Here is an 18,745-nt window from a genome sequence, read left to right as displayed (position 1 = left end):
ACCGGAAGGACGTTTCTCAACGCTGTGGGGCCCCGGGCGACGTCAGGAGCCCGGCCGACGGGCATAAGTAGCCGGAATTCACTTCCGGCGTAAAACGCAATGCCCGTCGTGCAAGTGATGCAGACCGTACAGCGTGTCTTGCGCAAACGGGACGGTGTTGCTCTTCGGGAGAATTACAAGGTCTCAGTGCAGGTGTGCGCTGCTGCGCCCACCTGCGGTGGCCGACTCCTGTCCGGCCTTCGCCGGACAGTCGTGTCAAAGGATGGGATTTCCAGATGTTTGGAGAGCGAAAGAATGGCAGGACGGTAACGCCTGCATTCGAGACAACAAGGCGCGGATTATGAAAACTGTCTCGTCACTGGTGCCGAACGTGAGAAGCCATCAAAGAAGAGATTGCGCAGTGAATTGTTGCAGTGAATAGGGAAGGCGGAAGGCGTGAGTGTTGCCGTTATGCATAGATATCACTTGAGCAATAAAGAACAATATCATATTATGAAGCATTCAGCAAAAAATTTTCCCTTGAACAAAGGAATATGCCATGACCAGCCCCATCAAAAAGTTTGAATCCGACGCCGTTATTGTCAACTATTCAAAAAAGAACAATATCTTTGATTTTATTTCGCTCAATGAGCTCGGCACGTCACAACTGATCGCCTGGCTTCTTGATCCGGAAGAAAGTCACGGTTTAGGCAATGCCTTTCTCAAGGCTTTTGTGGCGGAGATAAACAACAGCGTCAAACAGCACGAAAAGCTGAACTCAGACCGGCTGACCCTCGGCGAAATCGGTTCCGCGACCATTCTTACCGAGCAGACCATCAAGCATTACGGGAAAAAGGGAAGACTGGACATTCTTCTTGTCAGCGACAAGGTATGCATTGTCATTGAAAACAAATTCGGCTCCAAGGAACACAACAATCAGCTCAGTTTCTATCAAAAATATTTTTCCAACACGCGCAAAAACAAGCTGGATAAAACGTTCTTCGTCTATCTCGACGTCAATATGAACGTTCCTGAAATGGAACACATCGCCCAAAAGGGCTGGATACCGCTCGACTTCTCCTGGATATCCGAATTTATCGTCAATCATAAGAAGGATGTCAAAGAACAGCGGATAAGATACATTCTCGAATCATTCCATACCGCCATTGACGACGAAAGCGCCTTCGACGACTGCATGGATCAGCTCTGTCACACGCATGCAGAACTCATCAACGCCGTGAAGGATCTGCATGAGGACAGCATCACCGATTTTATTGCCGACAAGAAGCACTTCGACATTTCTCTGTATAAAACATACGTCAAACATCAGTGGATATTTGAAAGACTTATCAAGAGAATGAAATATATAAAGGAGATAGACCTTTCCCTTGCCGTAAGCAAAAAGTTTAAAACATCCTATTACATACAAAAAGGCTCGTGCGATTTCACGACTTGGAAAATTGCGGAACGTTCCGAAGAAAATGACACCTACTGGCCGATTTACATTAATATTTCCCTCAATGACGACGACACCTGCTCCATCAAACTGTATCTTTACATAAGCGACATGAGACAGGATGAAAGTATGTTGACCGCCCTTGAAAGCGCCGCAGGAAAAATAAAAAACAAAGCAGCTTTTTCTTTCACGGAAAGAAATACCTACTGCCTCATGTCGTCCACGGATGTTTCACAGAAACAGCTCCTGAACACCTTCGGCGAACAGTGGGATGCCCTCTTGAAAATCCAAAAAATCATCACGCATTGATGCCGCCCGTCCGCGGCGTTGAGCGAAGGATGCAAAGGAAACTCCGTCAAGGGGCTTTTCTGCCCGCAAAACAAAAGGCGCGATCTCAAACTTTTCTCTTGAGGCTGCGCCTTCGTTGCTTTCGGGGTTCCCTTGCCTGATGCTGTCGGGAGAGCTGCCATGCCCGGACTACTGACATCGCCCGGGGCCTCGGAGCGCTGAACAACCACCTTTCGGATTGCATTTGCGCCCTTGAGCTCGGTGTTCCCTTAAAAATATCTGGAAATCCTTCCTTACTCACGACTGTCCGACATTTGTCGGACAGGAGTCGGCCACCGCAGGTGGGTCCGTAAGGACACACCTGCACTGAGCCCGCAGCCCGAACAGTGTCTGCCAGAACTTTCCGCGCGTCGTGCCTACTGACTTTCCAAACGTCCACCCTTCGCCCATAGCTCCGGGCATAATCTTTCCGTTCACCCTGTCCTGCCGGGCGGCGCAGCCGGGAGGCAGAATCAGGGGGGCGCGGGGGGCTTGTCCCGACTTTGTCGGGGAATTATTTCTGACCTTTCAGGACTAGCTCTGCCACAACATCCCGTTTGCGCAAGACACACCGTACAGGATGCGAAGCTTGCACGACGGCGGCTGCGTTTAACGCCGGAAGTAAATTCCGGCTACTTGCCTGCCGTCGGCGCGGGCTCCTGATGTCGCCCGCGGGCCCCAGTGCGTTGAGAGACGGCCTTCCGGCAGACACTCCCCCTTCGCCCATAGCTTCGGGCATAATCTTTCCGTTCACCCTGTCCTGCCGAACCGGCGAAGCCGGGAGGCAGAATCAGGGGGGCGCGGGGGGAATTATTTCCCCCGCATGCCTTTCCTGTCTTTTCTGCCTTTCCTCTCTTCCTGGCTTTACTTTGCGGGGCGGTCGAAGCGGGGGACGGGGAGGTGGCAGCCGCCGCGGCCTGTGCGTTTGGTGAAGTCCTGGTGCCAGGCTTCGGCCTCGTAGAAGGGGCCGGCGGGTTCGAGTTTGGTAACGACGTCGTAGCCGAGGCGGCGCAGTTCATCGATGAGTTTCTGTGCGGTCTGCTTCTGGTTTTCATCCAGCCAGAACACGGCGGAGCGGTACTGACTGCCCACGTCCGGGCCCTGGCGGTTGAGCTGGGTGGGATCGTGAATTTCAAAGAAGCGGCGCACGATGGCTTCATAGCTGATTTTGGCGGGATCGAAGCGCACGAGCACGGCTTCGGCGTGGCCGGTATCGCCGCGGCAGACATCCTCATAGGACGGCCGGTCGGTATGCCCGCCCGTGTAGCCGGAACGCACGTCCACCACGCCCGGCAGCTTGCTCATGGCGTCTTCCACACCCCAGAAGCAGCCGCCCGCAAGCACCGCCACACTGGTTCCGCGAACCTGCGTGTACAGCGCAAGCCCCAGCTTCTCCTTCTCGCTGCCCGCAGGCGCAAAGCTCATCGACACCGAATTCACGCAGTAACGCGTATTCTTTTCCGTCAGACGTTCGCCTTCAAACACGTGCCCCAGATGCGCCCCGCAATGATTGCACACGATCTCCACGCGGCGACCGTCGGCATCGGGCAGACGACGCACGATGTCGGGCAGCGCATCGTCAAAGGCGGGCCAGCCGCAGCCGGAATCAAACTTGTCCGACGAACGATACAGCGCCACGCCGCACTGACGGCACAAATACGTTCCCGCCGCCGTGTTCTTTTCATATTCACCGGACCACGGCGCTTCCGTGGCCTTGCGGAGAATCACATCCGCTTCCCTGGGCGTGAGAGGCGGCACGGCGGCATCGCCGCGCGCCACAATACGAAATCCGCTCTCTGTCATGGCAACCGGCTCCCGTAAGGGGTCAAAAGTTGGACGGGTAAACTTCGCCGCCGCGTCACTCGCAAAAAAAACCAGCAGCACAAGGAAAAAGGCGCGTCGCGCTCTGACCTTGTCGTACATGGCACCCTCCTTATTAAGAATCTTTACTGATAAGTAGTCGCGCTCCGATAAAAAAGCAAGTGCTTCCTTACGACATTCCCAAAAACTCATGCGGCGAAGGAATCAGAACTTTCCACAGTCCTCCTGCATCGGGATCATGATGAAACTGCGCTCCGCATGCGGCGCTGCTCTGTTCTGCGTGCCTGCTTGTCTCCACCACGCCGTAGCAAACGCCACTGCCAGACGTGCAGCGCTCCCCACGCGCTTTGCTGAGGCGGGGTCGCCGGAATTCCCCCCGGGCAAGCCCTGCGCCGCGCTTCACTGAGGGAGAGGCGTCGGGACTTTGCTTGCGCGTACCTCCCGACTGCCCGAAAGTTCGGGAAAATGTCGAGAGCTGCCGCGCCCGCTCTCGCCTCGATTTTCACCCTGCCCTGCCTCGCCCTCGCCGACCTCGCATCAGCATTCCTGACCGGTCCTTGCAAATTCGCGCCTGCCCTCACTGCTGCCTCTCCTGTGCCTCAGTTCTGGCAGTCGCTTTCCGATAAAAAAAGGCAGCTCGTTGCAGAACTGCCTTGGCACTCATTTGTGAGGGAGAAAATAAACAGTAAAGAATACTAAGAGCACAATAACGATAAGTCACAATCCCTTTGGGGCAGGTCTCTTTGAACATATGAGTCTTCTTGCTATTCTTTGTTTTTTATTTTCATCATAATCCCTTTGGAAATCAGGTCTCTTAGAACTCGCTGAACTTAGAAACAAAAAGCTCTGGCGCATGTTTGGTCATAATCCCTTTGTAAATCAGGTCTGTTAGAACGCAAGAACTTATGTAACACTTAACCAATAGGAGATACGACATGGTCATAATCCCTTTGAAGATCAGGTCTGTTAGAACGGTGGACACCGAAGCGTTCCTTCGCTTGCAGTTGCAGCGTCATAATCCCTTTGAAGATCAGGTCTGTTAGAACATCGCTACCACCAACACCACTTCCAAGAAGGCCGCCAAGAAGGTCATAATCCCTTTGAAGATCAGGTCTGTTAGAACAGCGTATCCTGAAATGCCTTGGCGTTCAAGGGGGTGGGAGCGCTGCTGCGCGAACCTCGGGGAGGTTCGACGTCCGGCGGAAAGGATTTGCTCGGCGATTTTGGTAACATATTGAAATTAATACTGATACTTGCTGCGCGAAGTCTGTCGGGCTCGTTTTATTCAATTCCTTGAAATATCAACACATTTTCAAAAATCGCGCTTACCTGTCGCCCTTCGCGCAAACGGCATGCATCAGCTGCGATCACTCCGCGCCCCTCTTTCTCTCTCCCTCAAGCCGCTCTCCCATCCTGCATGGGAAGCAGTCTTCCCCACACTTGCGTCTTCGCTTTCCAGCGGCGTCGCCCTGCGGAACCTCGCCGCGGGCAGGATGCAACATCGCCCCTTCGTAGGCGCTCTTGCCTCCCCTGCCTCCATCGCTTTCCGATAAAAAAGGCAGCTCGTTGCAGAACTGCCTTGGCGCTCATTTGTGAGGAAGAAAATGGCCAGTAAAAAAATACTACGTACCCAATAATGACGGGCTACAATCCCTTTGAAAGTCAGGTCTGTTAGAACATGCTTTCCAAGTCCATCAACATCGGCATCACGGACAACCTCGTGTCATAATCCCTTTGAAGATCAGGTCTCTTAGAACCTTGAGCACATTTCCCGCGAGTTCCGCCCTTGTGCTTCCGGCGTCATAATCCCTTTGAAGATCAGGTCTCTTAGAACAGCAGTATAAATCGGAATATAAGCAGCGGTTGTGTTGGATGTCATAATCCCTTTGAAGATCAGGTCTCTTAGAACAGCGTATCCTGAAATGCCTTGGCGTTCAAGGGGTTGGGAGGACGGATGCGCGAACCTCGGGGAGGTTCGACGTCCGGCGGAAAGGATTTGCTCAGCAGTTTTGACAACATATTGAAATTACTACTGATACTTGCCGCGCGAAGTCTGTCGGACTCGTTTTATTCAATTCATTGAAATATCAACATATTTTCAAGACTAGCGCTTACCTGTCGCCCTTCGCACAAACGGCATTCATCAGTTGCGAACACTCAGCGCCCCTCTTCCTCTCTCCCCAAGCTACTCGCCATCCTGCACGGGAAGCAGTTTCCCCACACATGCATCTTCGCTTTCCAGCGGCGTCGCCCTGCGGCACCTCCCCGCGGGGACTCAACATCACTCCTTCGTCAGCGCTCTTGCCTCCCCTGCATCCGCCACTTGCCGATAAAAAAGGCAGCTCGTTAGAACTGCCTTGTTTCCTCTTCGTGTGGGGAAAGTGCCACTGAAAGAATACTAAGAACCCAATAACGATAAGTCGTATCCCTTTGGATCAGGTCTGTTTGAACATACAATAAAATTGTTGAAGAATTTGGTGAAGACTTTAAGTCATAATCCCTTTGAAAGTCAGGTCTCTTAGAACAGCGTATCCTGAAATGTCTTGGCGTTCAAGGGGGTGGAAGGACGGATGCGCGAACCTCGGGGAGGCTCGACGTCCGGCAGAAAGGATTTGCTCAGTATCTTTGGCAACATATTGAAATTACTACTGATATTTACTGCGCGAAGTCTGTCGGGCTCGTTTTATTCTATTCATTGAAATATCAACACATTTTCAAAACTGCGCTTGACTGTCGCCCTTCGCGCAAACGGCATGCATCAGCTGCGAGCACTCCGCGCCCCTCTTTATCTCTCCCACAATCTACTCGCCCATCCTGCACGGGAATCAGTCTTCCCTACACATGCGTCTTCGCTTTCCAGCGGCGTCGCCATGCGGAACCTCCCCGCAGGCAGGATTCAACATCGCTCCTTCGTCAGCACTCTTGCCTCCCCGACCTCCGCCGCTTTCCGATAAAAAAAGGCAGCTCGTTGCAGAACTGCCTTGGCGCTCACTCATTATGGAAATCCATAGGGGCTATATAATTTTCAAGTCATAATCCCTTTAGATCAGGTCTGTTAGAACCGATAGGAAGGCAGGACCGAAAAGAAGGATGGGAACATTATGGTCATAATCCCTTTGAAGATCAGGTCTGTTAGAACTTCACCTCTTTGGTGAGCGCTCTCAAGCGCGCCAAGGAAAACGCGTCATAATCCCTTTGAAGATCAGGTCTGTTAGAACATAAAAGCTACCGTAGCTTCTTCAAAAGTATTCTTTTCATGTCATAATCCCTTTGTGAGTCAGGTCTGTTAGAACGTATCACTGGAAAAAACGCATTAAAGTGTTCTTTACGCCTTGGTCATAATCCCTTTGTGAGTCAGGTCTGTTAGAACAGCGTATCCTGAAATGTCTTGGCGTTCAAGGGGTTGGGAGGACGGATGCGCGAACCTCGGGGAGGTTCGACGTCCAGCAGAAAGGATTTGCTCAGTAATTTTGGCAACATGTTGAAATTACTACTGATATTTACCGCGCGAAGTCTGTCGGGCTCGTCTTATTCAATCGCTTGAAATATCAACATATTTTCAAAACTGCGCTTGACTGTCGCCCTTCGCGCAAACGGCATGCATCAGCTGCGATCACTCCGCGCCCCTCTTTATCTCTCCCACAATCTACTCGCCCATCCTCCACGGGAATCAGTCTTCCCCACATATGGGCCTCAACTTTCCAGAGTCGTCGCCCTGCGGAACCTCCCGCAGGCAGGATTCAACATCGCCCCTTCGTAGGCGCTCTTGCCTCCCCTGCATTCGCCGTTTTCCGATAAAAAAAGCAGATCGTTGCAGAACGGCTTTGGAGCTCACTCATTATGGAAATCCATACGGCTATATGGTTTTCAAGTCATAATCCCTTTAGATCAGGTCTGTTGAATCCTTATGGGAACACCACAAGATGGAATATACTCAGGAACAAGTGTCATAACCCCTTTATAAATCAGGTCTCTTAGAACTGTTCAGAACAAATACAGAAAGGAGGTACGGGGAAGATGGTCATAATCCCTTTGTAAACCAGGTCTCTTGGAACCGCAGACTGAGCTACTAACCTTCGACAAGCAGGAAGCTGAGGCGTCATAATCCCTTTGGGGATCAGGTCGGTTAGAACGGACAATGCGCATCAGGCGCTTGTGAGCCTCGATCAGGCGAAGTCATAATCCCTTTAGTCAGGTCTGCAACATAGAGTGAAGCGTGACACAATGCAAGGCTGTTTCTCCCCTCCCGTCAATCTTTTCCTTTGCTTTTCTCCTCTCCTATTCACTCCCCCCCTCGCCCCTTGCTCCTCGCATAATCATCCCGTTCACCCTGTCCTGCCGGGCGGCGCAGCCGCACGGCAGAATCAGGGGGGCGCGGGGGGAATTATTTCCCCCGCATGCCTTTTCTGCCTTTTCTGCCTTTTCTGTCTTTTCTGCCTTTCCTCTCTTCCTGCCTTTTCTACTCTTCGGCGGGGGGATCGACTTTTTTCCAGCCCTCGCCGAGGCTGTCGATGACGGTGATGACGAGGCCCTGGATACTGTTTTCGGTGGTACGGTAGGGGGCTATGCGCATGGTATAGAAGCGGCCGTTCATGCCGGTGACTTCTCTGTCGATGGGCGCGAGGTTTTTCAGGACGGCCCTGGCGTCGGCGACGATATCTTCGTCGGGGAAGCTGTGGGCGAATATCTGGAGGGGGCGGTCCACGTCCTGGCTGACGAGCTGGAATTCCCTGCCGATGTACTCCGTGAACTTGCGGATATGGAGATTGCTGTCCACGAACAGGATGCCCGTCATGGTGGACGACAGGAAGTTCGACAAATCGTTGGTCATGGTGGTGAGTTCGTCGAGCTTCTGCTGAAACTCGGAATTCACGGTATAGAGCTCCTCGTTGACCGATTGCAGTTCCTCGTTGGAGCTTTGCAGTTCCTCGTTGGAGCTTTGCAGTTCCTCGTTGGCGGCCTGGAGTTCCTCATTGACGGTTTCAAGTTCGCCGATGGTGGAGCGCAGGTCGTTCTGCGAAACCTGGAGTTCGTGTTCGAGATCAACGATGCGCTGCGCGGCGGTGGTGTCGATGTCGTATTTTTCCGTCACGCCGCCGAGGGGCAGGTCGCGCTGTTCCAGGAACAGGATGGCCAGCAGGCCGGTGTGAACGCCGGCGTCGTCGAAGATGGGCTGCACCGACAAATCGATGATCTTCCGGCCGGAAGCGGTGTCCACGGATATGCCCGTATAGGTGACGGGACAACGTTCCACGCGGCAGCGGCTGATGGCCGTGGAGGACACAAGATTGATGTCCTTATTGACCAGCGAGAAGAAGTTGAAGGTGGCCTTGCCCGGGGCGATATTCAAGTAATCGGCGTAGTTGCCGAAAAAATGAATGATGTTGTTCTGATCGTCGAGCACGACGGCGGCGGGCAGGAACTTTTCCAGAAAACGGGTATAGACGCTTTCGAGGGCGAAGCTGCTCTCTTCCCTGCGGGCCATGCCGGAAGCGCCGGGCAGGCTGGGCTGAATCTTGGGAATGCTGAAGGACGGCGTTATGAAATCGTCCACCTTGCCCTCGTTGTGGTGCACGTAAATCTTTTCGGTGATGCACAGCGGGGTGAACACCTTGTTGTATTCGCTGGCGGTCTCGCTTCTGCCGAGGAAGAGATAGCCGCCGTTCTTGAGCGCCGTGTGGAAAATGGCAAAGAGTCCCTTCTGCAGCACGGGCTGAAAATAAATGAGCACGTTGCGGCAGCTGATGAGCGAGAGGCGGCCGAATGGCGGATCGGAAAGCATGTTGTGCGGCGCAAACACGATCATCTTTCTGATTTCCTTGGTCACCTGATACTGATCGTTGTGCTTGACGAAGTAACGGGCCAGGCGTTCGGGGGAAACGTCGTCGGCAATGCTTTCGGGAAACATGCCCTTGCCCGCCTGTTCGATGGCGTGGGTATCGACGTCGGTGGCGAAGATTTTCACATCGCGGTGCAGATGCTTTTCTTCCATGGCCTCGTGGAAGAGTATGGCCAGGGAATAGGCTTCTTCGCCGGTGGAGCATCCGGCGCTCCACACGCGCACGGGTTCCTTTTCGTCGCAGTGCTCAAGAATGCTGTACATGGCGGTATACTTGAGCTTTTCAAAGAACTCGGCGTCGCGGAAAAAGCGGGTCACCCCGATGAGGATGTCCTTGACGAGCAGGCTTGCCTCCTCTTTGTTTTCCTCAAGCATTTTGGCGAAGGCCGTGGGCGTGGGGCAGTGCGTGACTACCATGCGCCGTTCGATGCGCCGCAGCACGGTGTTGCGCTTGTAGTGCGTGAAATCGATGCCGCTCACCTTGCGCAGCAGCAGATAAATGCGGGTAAGGGTATCCTCGTCGCTGGAAAGAAAGGATTCCTCGGCCTCGCCCTCGCCGAGCGCCGGATAATGCGAAAAATTGAGTATCTCCCGCGCGATGTCGTGCGGGGAAAGCACAAAATCGGCGAGTCCGGTGTTGATGGCGCTGCGGGGCATGCCGTCGAAGCGCGCGGTGGCGGGATCCTGCACAAGCACGAGGCCGCCGTGCTCCTTCACCGCCTTGACGCCGTTCGTGCCGTCGGAACCCGTGCCGGAAAACACCACCGCCATGGAATATTCCTTCTTCTCCTCGGCCAGCGACGTGAAAAAGATGTCGATGGGATGATTGATTCCCACGGGCGGATAGTCAGAGAGCAGAAGTTTGCCGTCCTTGAGGGTCATGTTCTTCTTGGGCGGAATGAGAAACACGATATTGGGTTCCACGGGCATGCCGTTTTCGGCCTGAATCACGGTCATGCCGGTGTACTTGCCCAGAATTTCCGCCATGAGACTTTTGTAATCCGGCGAAAGATGCTGAATCACCACGAACGCCAGACCGCTGTTGTCGGGCATGCTCGCGAAAAACTGCTGAAGCGCCTCCAGACCTCCGGCCGAAGCCCCTATGCCCACGGTGAGCAGCGGAACGTCCCTCCGCCCGCATTCCACGCGCATGGCGTCGGAACCGTTGTCGCTTCTGCCGTCATGGGGTCACGCCTTCCTGCCCCGGCTGGGGACGCAGGTATCTGCGTTCAAAATCCGCCGCCGACATGGGGCGGCCGTAATAAAAGCCCTGTCCGATCACGCAGCCTTCCGCAAGCAGGGCGTCGATCTGCGCCTGCGTCTCCACGCCTTCGGCAACGCAGGTCATGTTGCGCACCGCGCACAGCCGCACGATGTCGCCCACGAGGGCGCGTCCCACGGCGTTGTGCGACAGGCCGCTGATGAGACTTCTGTCGAGCTTCACGGTATCGAAGGCCACATTGGCGAACACCGAAAGATTGGCGTAACGCGTGCCGAAGTCGTCGAGACCGAAGCGCACCCCGAACGGACGAAAACCCGCCATGGCGCGTTCGAGCGTGCGGTTTTCCAGATCGCCGGCGTTTTCGGAAACCTCGATTTCGAGCAGGTTCGGCGAAATATGCGGATACCGGCTGAACAGCGCCAGCACCGAACCCGGCGCCGAGGCGCTCAGCATGGTGGCGCGCGAAAAGTTTACGGAAAGCGGCAGCACCTTCCAGCCGCGCACGCGCCAGTTTTCCATGGTGGAGAGCGCCAGATTGAGCACGTGCAGATCCACCTCGCGGATGACGCCCGTGCGTTCCAGGGATTCCATGAACAGGGCGGGCGCAATGACGCGGCCCGAACCGTCGAGGCCGCGCACCAGAACTTCCGCGCCCACGAGGTCGCCGGTGCGCATGTTCACCTTGGGCTGAAGGTAGATGGTAAAGCTCTCCAGTCCGGCCGTGCCCGCCACGGCGGGGCCCCGCACGCCGCGCGCGGACTGCCCCTTTCCGTCGGTCGTGGGCTCCAGCTGATTGCAGAGCATGATGGTGCGCGCCTCCTTGACCAGTTTGTCGCCGGAAAAAAGACCTTCCGACCATGAATAGCCGAAACGCAGCTGACCCGGATATCGCCGCTGCAGCAGAGACTGCGCTCTCAGCACCCGCGCGAGAAAAACGTTCTGGGTGCTGTTGGCGCACAGGGCCACGAATTCGTCGCTGCGGGTGCGGAACAGCAGTTCGCGACCGAACACGGCGCTCAGCGTTTCGGCAACGTACAGGATGCGCCACGAATTCCGTTGTCCCACGCGCCGCCGCGGCTGGGACGCACCGGGAATATCCAGAATGAACGCCCCCAGAGAACTATAGGCGTCGGACGTGAGCAGACACACCTTGTCCATGTAGGCGCGCAGATTCTGCAATCCGGTGAGCGCGTCGCGCATGCCGGAATCCCGCCCCTGACCGGACACGCGCAGCGACCGTTCCAGATACGGCATGAGCACGGCGAACAGACCGTCGCCTTCCATGCGGGCCCGCGGATTCTCCACGCAGAGCAGACCGTCGGGCGCGCCGTCTTCCGGCGCGAGGGGGAACACGGCATAGCTCCAGCGGTCGCCCCTGCTGCGCATGTGCAGGGGCGCGTTCTCGCGCAGGGCGCGCCAGCACATGGGAAGCTTGTCGAGAGGCACGTCGGAAAACTGCTTCTTCAGACTGCGGCGGCCGTCGTTCACCCATTCGTGGGTGGCGCGAACGCTGCGGCCGTCGTCGACGAGGGCGAGGGTATAGACTCTGTCCGCCTGATAGTATTCGCCCAGATTCCGCAGCACCTCCGCCATGACGACGTCCGGGGACTCGTCGAGCAGCAGGGCTTCCAGACAGGCAATGGCCGTATCCTTGCCATTGTCGGAGAGGCGGCGCGCCGGTTCGGCGTGGCGCGCGCCCTCCTTCGGCAACACGGACTGCGCCGGGCGGGCGGCGACGTTGCTCTCAAGGGCGGAAACCGCATGATCGGCATGATCGGCGTGGTCGGCCGAGGCAGCCGCCGACGCAGCCGCAGCGGAAACCAGGGCCGCCATGCCGGGAACCGGAGCGCCGAGGGCCGCGTTGCCCACGGCCGGAGCGGATGCCGACGCTCCGGGGAACGACGCGCCGAGAGGCGAAGTTCCGGAGGCTCCGGGAACCGAGGTTCCGTGGGCGGCAGAAGCCGCGGGGGTCGAGGTTCCGAAAGCCGAAGGAGACGCGAGAGCCGGTGATCCGAGGGCGCCGTGGGACACGGCGGCAAAAGTTCCGGGAACAGCGTGGGGCGCAGGAGTCGACGTTCCCGCCCCCGCGGGGAGCGTCGCGCCGGACGTTCCGGGGGCCGCCGTGCCTGTCGCCGCGCCCGCGGATGCCGACGCCGCATCCGGCGCAGACGCCGCTGCCGGAGCGGGAGTCGGAACCTCCCCGCCGGACGCCGCATCCGGCACGACCGACGCCGAAACCGCGGATTCCGCGCCCAGCGGCAGCCCGTCCGACCGCTCGGGCTGGAACGGCGACAGATCGTCAATGAACACAATCACGTCCGAAGGCTCGTTTTCCCATTCGCCGCACATCTGCCCGGCTCGCCGCACCAGCGCCTCGTAGTCCGTTCCGCAAAGATCGGCGCAGGCCACCGCCGCCACAAAACGCGGAATCATGGCCATGCCGCAGTCAAACAGCGCCTGACGCACAAAGGCAAACGCTTCGTCCATGCGCTGCCGCGTCACCACCCGCGGCGCGGCGTCGGAACGAAACACCGTAAACGCGTCCTCGCCGTGCTCGCCTATCACGCACTCGGAACCGAGCAGCAGCGAAAACGCCATGAAAATAAATCGACGACGGCGCGCCGCTTCCGGCCCGGACAGACCAAGCACCCGCACAAACGCCAGCAGATGCAGCGGAGAGTCCCCGCTCTCCAGCACGTTTTCCGCCAGCCTGCGGGCCATGTCCCGACCGTAGATGCCGTGCACCGGCAAATCGCGCGAACTGCGCACCAGCTGCGCCTCGCGCTCGTGCCGACGTTCCGTGTCCTGCAGAAAGCAGAACGCCTGCACGTTCCCCGTGAGCGGATTCTGCGCCAGATGCGCCGTGTACGACAGCCAGCGAACCATGCCGCCCTCGTCCACGCGACGATATTCCCGCGTCACCCACTCCGCGCCGCGCGCAAACGCCGCAAGCAGCGCATCCCTGCCGAACACCGACAGAAATTCATCCCTGTCCTCGCGGCGGAACAGACGCTTCTTCTCCCTCTTCAAGAGCTCCATGCAGCTTACCCCGCACAAATGCGGCGTAAACGTCCGCCCCTCCGACCACAGCGCCTCCACACGGTCGCGCGTCAGATCAAGCCGCAAATAGCAGAACAGGTTCGGACGCAACGCCTCCCACAGCCTGTCCCGTCCGGATATCCCCCCGCCAGAAAACAGCCCCCCGAAAAGCGGTTCCGCAATGCCTATCACCTTGAGCGGTCGCCGATCCCCGTCGGGCAGCACCCGGTAGTACACCGAAAACCACCCGTATCGACGACTCATCTTGTGACGAAGAATGAACGCTCCCCCGCCCGCAGGACGGCCGCCGAGCAGATCCCGCGCAAACGCCCGGAATCGGGAAACGGAATCCGGATGCACCCACTTGCGTTCAATCAGCCCCTCCGGAAAATTCTCCACCCGCATGGATGACGCGTTCACCCGACGCCGACTGTTGAACAGCACAAATCGACGCGACGACACGTCCAATTCCCAGAGCACGCGCGAACCGCGATCAAGCGCCAGCTTCAAAAGCTCGCTCTCTTCCTGAAGCGCGTCCTCGCGCTTGCGCGCACCTGAAACATCCCGCACCAGCGCCAGCATCGACACCCTGCCGCCGGACGCCGGCATGCGCGTCACCCGCGCCCGACACCAGCGCCATACCCCGTCGCGCAGAAAACGATGTTCATATTCCACCCCGCGGCCGCTCGCCATGCTCTCGCGCAAAAGCCGCTCGTATTCGGGCACGTCGTCGGGATGAATCCCGGAAAACGACGAAAGATCACACGGCAGCGCCACGCTTCCCGGCTCCGCGCCCAGCATGCGCAGCAGCGCAGGACTCGCATACACCACGCTGATGTCCTCCTGCACTTCCAGCAGCGCCACGCCTTCTTCCATGTGCTCAAGCAACGCCTGAAGCTGAACAGGCGCATACGGCAGCACTTCCGTCTCGTGCTCGCCTTCTTCCGACTCCTCCCCGCTGCTGATGTGATACCTGTTGCGCCCCTCCGCCTTGGCCTCGTACAACGCCGCATCCGCGCGCTCGTACAGCTTCTCAAACGCCCGCGTCTCCCCGGACGCTATGTACACCCCAACGCTCGAACTCACATGCAGCGTCGGATTCACGCCTATCGAAAACTGCAGCGCCTCACATATGCTCCGCGCCTTCTCCCGCGCACTCTCCTCCGTAATCGGACCAGAAATCAGCGCAAAAAACTCGTCCCCGCCAAGACGCCCCACAATGTCCGTCGCCCGAAAACACCCCGACAGCGCCTTCGCCGCCAGACGAATGACCTGATCCCCCGCCTGATGCCCCAGCGTGTCGTTCACCTGCTTGAAGTTGTCCAGATCAACAATGAACAACGCACACATGTCCCCAGGCTGCATGTGCCGCAAACACTGCTCAATGTAGTCCGTCGCCGTCTCACGATTCAAAAGCCCGGACAATACATCCCGCGAGGCGCGCTCCGCCAGTATCTTCAACTCGCGCCAGTATTGAAGATCTGATAAATGAAATCCGCTGCCTATCGTCATATCCGCAACGTCCCTGCCTTAAAAACTCCAAACCTGAGCTTTTCCACTATCCACCCCCCTCCCCCCACTGTCAAGAATCATGCCCAATCTTCACTGAAAAATAACAATAAATAAAGACAGAAAGGAAGGGAAAGACAGAAGAGGAAGGGGACAGGCCGGAGCATCGGGGCTCCGCCCCGGATTGAATGGAAGGGATCAGACGAGAGCAGCGGGGCTCCGCCCCGAACCCCGCCGGGGGAAATAATTCCCCCCGATCCCCCCTGATTCTTCTTCGCAGCTAAAGCTGCTTCAGCAGGTCGGGGCGAATGCCGGTCGGGTTGCTGAAAATGGCGTTCGGAGTTTCGACAGGTGAGCTCCACGCAGGCGGGAAGTTCTGGCAGGCTCTGTTCGGGCTGCGGTCTCAGTGCAGGTGTGCGCTGCTGCGCCCACCTGCGGTGGCCGACTCCTGTCCGGCCTGTGCCGGACAGTCGTGAGCAAAGGAAAAGATGACAAGATGTTTAAAAGGCAACGCCGTGCAACATCATGGGGCGGCAGCAACATTCTGCGCCGATCTTTGTCCGGCAGGCGACACCCCGGCATGAAACGCTGAATCGAAAAAAAGAGAGGAAGACGCCCCACTCTCGGAACGCTTCCTCTCTCTGTATCTGACGAGCGCCCGGCGGCTGCCGTCTCCCGTTTGCGCAAGACACACTGTTCGGCCTGCGGAACTTGTACGACGGCGGCTGCGCTTAACGCCGGAAGTGAATTCCGGCTGCGCGCCTGCCGTCGGCCGGGCTCCTGATGTCGCCCGGGGCCCCAGAGCATTGAGAAACGACTTTCCGGGTGGAAATTTCCCCGCCCCGGCGGCTGAACCGAAATCGGCTCCACCACGCTGGGCCGATTCCTTCTCCAACAAAAATCTGGAAATCTTTTCCTTTGACACGACTGTCCGACCTTTGTCGGACAGGAGTCGGCCACCGCAGGTGGGTCCGAAAGGACACACCTGCACTGAGACCGCAGATCGAACAGCGCCCGCCAAGCACTCCGCCCGCTGCGGACATAACCTTTTTGCTCGACCGCAGCCATAGGCAACGCGCTTTGCCTGCACGCTCCCGCCTGCCGAACCGGCGAAGCCGGGAGGCAGAAACAGGGGGGCGCGAGGGGAATTATTTCTGACCTCGCAGGAATAGTTCTGCCACAACATCCCGTTGACGCAAGACACACTACACGGACTGCGGAACTTGTACGACGGCAGCTGCGCTTAACGCCGGAAGTGAATTCCGGCTACGCGCCTGCCGTCGGCCAGGCTCCAGACGTCGCCCGGGGCCCCAGAGCGTTGAAAAACGCCTTCCGGTCTTCACTCTCCCCCTCGCCCTTTGCTTCGGGCATAATCTTCCCGTTCACCCTGTCCTGCCGAACCGGCGAAGCCGGGAGGCAGAAACAGGGGGGCGCGGGGGGAATTATTTCCCCCGCATGCCTTTCCTGCCTTTCCTGCCTTTTCTGCCTTTAAAAAGCGGTGAGGGCGTAGAGGAAGAGGTCGAGGACGGAGGTATAGCGGGAGAAGCCCTGGGGGATTTGGAACATGGACTGGGCGGCCTGTTCAGCGACGATATTGGTGAGCCAGGCGGCGCCGCCGTGGGTAGCGTCGGTTTCTTCGGCTCTGACGTGCATGGGGAAGGGGGAGAAGGCCTCGTTTTCCCAGACTTCGACGGTGAAGCGTCTGGTGGAGCCCATGAATCCGGCCTCGAAGACGTTGCGTGTTTTTCTGACGGCGTAGCCCTGCCAGTTATCCTTACCTATGGGGGTAACTTCCTTTTCCTGGAGGCTGATCATGCCCATGCTCTGGGGCATGACGGCGGCCGCGGCGCTTTTGACGAGGCTGCGCCAATCGCGGGGATCTCCGGAGACGGGGATTTCGACGTAGGCCTTGAGGCGCTGGGAGAGCACGCGGAGCATGTGATTGCGGCTGTCGATGAGGAGCGTGAAGGCTCCGGCCTTGCCGAGGTCGAGGTCGAGTCTGGAGTTGTGTCCGGAGGACATGGCGGCTCCGCAGGTACGCACGGATTTGCCGTCGATGCGGTACTGGATGTCGGAACGGAAGTCGGCGTAGGCGGCGGCCCAGGCGGAAGGAACGCAGATTCCGAGGCACAGGCACAGGGCGCACAAAAGACGCGCCGCACGTTGAAGAGCAGGCATGATTATTCTCCGAGGGCGGGCATGGACATGTCGATGCCGGAATAGCCGTCCATGAACACCGTCTGCATGGGGCTCACCACGTCGGGCAGGCCCGAGTAAAGATTGTGACCGATGAGACGCCACCGATAAGCGCTGCCGGAAAACACGGGTCGATACACGAAGCTGAACGACGAGCCGCTGTTGCTTTCCCAGGCGTCGCGGGAATCGACGCGGTACTGATCCTGCGGCAGGAAGGGGCAGCCTTCGCACAGTTCGCCGTCCACGGCCTGCATTTCGAGCACCATGTATTCCAGGTTCTGGGCCGCGCCCGACACCGTGCCCTGAAACGTGATGGTGCCGTCCGCCGCGGCCTCGGCGCTGAGCGAGGCAAAGGAAAATTCATCGCGGGAGTAGTCGGGCACAGGATCGCCCTTGCGGCCGCATCCGGCGACGACGAGCGCCGCGCACAGCGCAATCAGCGCAAACCAGGCTCCTGAAAACACGAAACGACGTTTCATAGCAATCCTTGATGACATGCCCGGGGGACATGCCGCTTGTGCCGCATCCTTGCCGGGGAGGCGGTCGTTTTTTCTGTCTGCGCCGAAAAGAGGCGCGGAACTTGTTGTCCTGTCGGCTCCGAACCTTCCAGCGCGGAGCGCTTCTGCTCCGAAACCTCGGAGCGAAGCATGGTTTCGTTCCGGGGCGGCCCCGGCACGGAACAGGTTTTGCGCCTGAAACATCCGGCGCGAAATATGTTTCTGCTCCGGCCTCTTCTGCCCCTCCACCGGAGGCCGAACGCCCTGCCGCATCGGAACTTCGGCGCTGAACCCGTTCTGCTCCGAGCACCGGGCGCGGAACGCTTGCCGCCTCGGGACTCTCCGGAGGGGAACGCTGTCAGGACAGCCCGGACGCGGCGCGCTTCTGCGCCGAATTCCCGGCGATCAGCGTCAGGCCGGAGCGCCGGACGCCTTCTTTCGTCCGCGGCGGCGGGGAGCCTCGGCGGGGCCGGACGCCTTGCCCGTCTGCCCTTCGTCCGCCTGCGCCTCGCCTGTCTGCGGGGCGCTTTTCTCCGCATCGGCCGAAGCTGCGGGGGCAGGCGCGGCAGCCTTGTCCTTTGCGGGCGAGCCCCAGAGCATTTTCCAGTCGGAGAGCAGGCGCAGCGCGTCGAGAGGCGTCATGGCGTCGGGATTCACGCTGCGCAGCGCCTCCAGAAGCGGATGCTCGGGCGCGGGCTGCGCCGGAGCGGGTTCCTGTGCCGGAGATGGTTCCTGCATCGGGGCGGGCTTCACGGTTTTACCCTTTGCCGGAGCAATGTCCAGTCCCGGGAGCACGGCGGCTTCCAGCTTCGCCACCCGCGCCTTGCCCCGCGCGGCCTCAAGCTGCGCCAGAATCTCCC

6 protein-coding genes, 1 pseudogene and 1 CRISPR repeat array are annotated in these 18,745 nt (G+C 58.2%); of the genes and pseudogenes, 1 reads left to right on the top strand and 6 read right to left on the bottom strand.

The window, feature by feature from the left end; all coding sequences use genetic code 11:
• The first annotated feature begins 538 nt into the window (after window positions 1–538).
• Window positions 539–1,744, top strand: coding sequence for a PD-(D/E)XK nuclease family protein (locus Q0K02_RS09860; RefSeq protein ID WP_294488162.1), 1,206 nt, complete (start codon window positions 539–541; stop codon window positions 1,742–1,744).
• 882 nt (window positions 1,745–2,626) lie between these two features.
• Here Q0K02_RS09860 and Q0K02_RS09855 read toward each other — a convergent pair.
• The 6 genes and pseudogenes from Q0K02_RS09855 to Q0K02_RS09830 all read right to left on the bottom strand — a co-directional run.
• Window positions 2,627–3,565, bottom strand: a complete 939-nt coding sequence (locus Q0K02_RS09855; RefSeq protein WP_294488159.1) for a bifunctional methionine sulfoxide reductase B/A protein — start codon at window positions 3,563–3,565, stop codon at window positions 2,627–2,629.
• Window positions 3,566–5,226: 1,661 nt separating this feature from the next.
• Window positions 5,227–5,495: direct repeats of the CRISPR family, unit length 35 nt; unit sequence GTCATAATCCCTTTGAAGATCAGGTCTCTTAGAAC.
• 2,547 nt (window positions 5,496–8,042) lie between these two features.
• Window positions 8,043–10,574 carry a chemotaxis protein CheB gene (locus tag Q0K02_RS09850; protein ID WP_294488156.1) on the bottom strand — a complete coding sequence of 844 codons (2,532 nt, stop codon included), beginning with the start codon at window positions 10,572–10,574 and terminating at the stop codon, window positions 8,043–8,045.
• 28 nt (window positions 10,575–10,602) lie between these two features.
• Window positions 10,603–15,195, bottom strand: coding sequence for an EAL domain-containing protein (locus Q0K02_RS09845; RefSeq protein ID WP_294488153.1), 4,593 nt, complete (start codon window positions 15,193–15,195; stop codon window positions 10,603–10,605).
• A 1,485-nt stretch (window positions 15,196–16,680) separates the two neighbouring features.
• On the bottom strand, window positions 16,681–17,370 hold the full coding sequence (locus Q0K02_RS09840) for a hypothetical protein (protein WP_294488151.1): 690 nt from the start codon (window positions 17,368–17,370) through the stop codon (window positions 16,681–16,683).
• Between the two features lie 2 nt (window positions 17,371–17,372).
• Complete coding sequence (locus Q0K02_RS09835; RefSeq protein ID WP_294488148.1) at window positions 17,373–17,867, bottom strand: lipoprotein; 495 nt, start codon at window positions 17,865–17,867, stop codon at window positions 17,373–17,375.
• Between the two features lie 429 nt (window positions 17,868–18,296).
• Window positions 18,297–18,745 (bottom strand): annotated as a pseudogene (locus tag Q0K02_RS09830) (hypothetical protein); the annotation flags it as partial.

It is taken from the genome of uncultured Mailhella sp., from assembly GCF_944324995.1.
Classification (GTDB): domain Bacteria; phylum Desulfobacterota; class Desulfovibrionia; order Desulfovibrionales; family Desulfovibrionaceae; genus Mailhella.
Note: the sequence above shows the minus strand (reverse complement) of the source record. Positions and strands in the feature narration are given on the sequence as shown.

Coding starts and splice junctions, on each gene's coding strand:
- Q0K02_RS09855 (WP_294488159.1), bottom strand. CDS start 3,565: ATGACAGAGAGCGGATTTCGTATTGTGGCGCGCGGCGATGCCGCCGTG.
- Q0K02_RS09835 (WP_294488148.1), bottom strand. CDS start 17,867: ATGAAACGTCGTTTCGTGTTTTCAGGAGCCTGGTTTGCGCTGATTGCG.
- Q0K02_RS09860 (WP_294488162.1), top strand. CDS start 539: ATGACCAGCCCCATCAAAAAGTTTGAATCCGACGCCGTTATTGTCAAC.
- Q0K02_RS09850 (WP_294488156.1), bottom strand. CDS start 10,574: ATGCGCGTGGAATGCGGGCGGAGGGACGTTCCGCTGCTCACCGTGGGC.
- Q0K02_RS09840 (WP_294488151.1), bottom strand. CDS start 17,370: ATGCCTGCTCTTCAACGTGCGGCGCGTCTTTTGTGCGCCCTGTGCCTG.
- Q0K02_RS09845 (WP_294488153.1), bottom strand. CDS start 15,195: ATGACGATAGGCAGCGGATTTCATTTATCAGATCTTCAATACTGGCGC.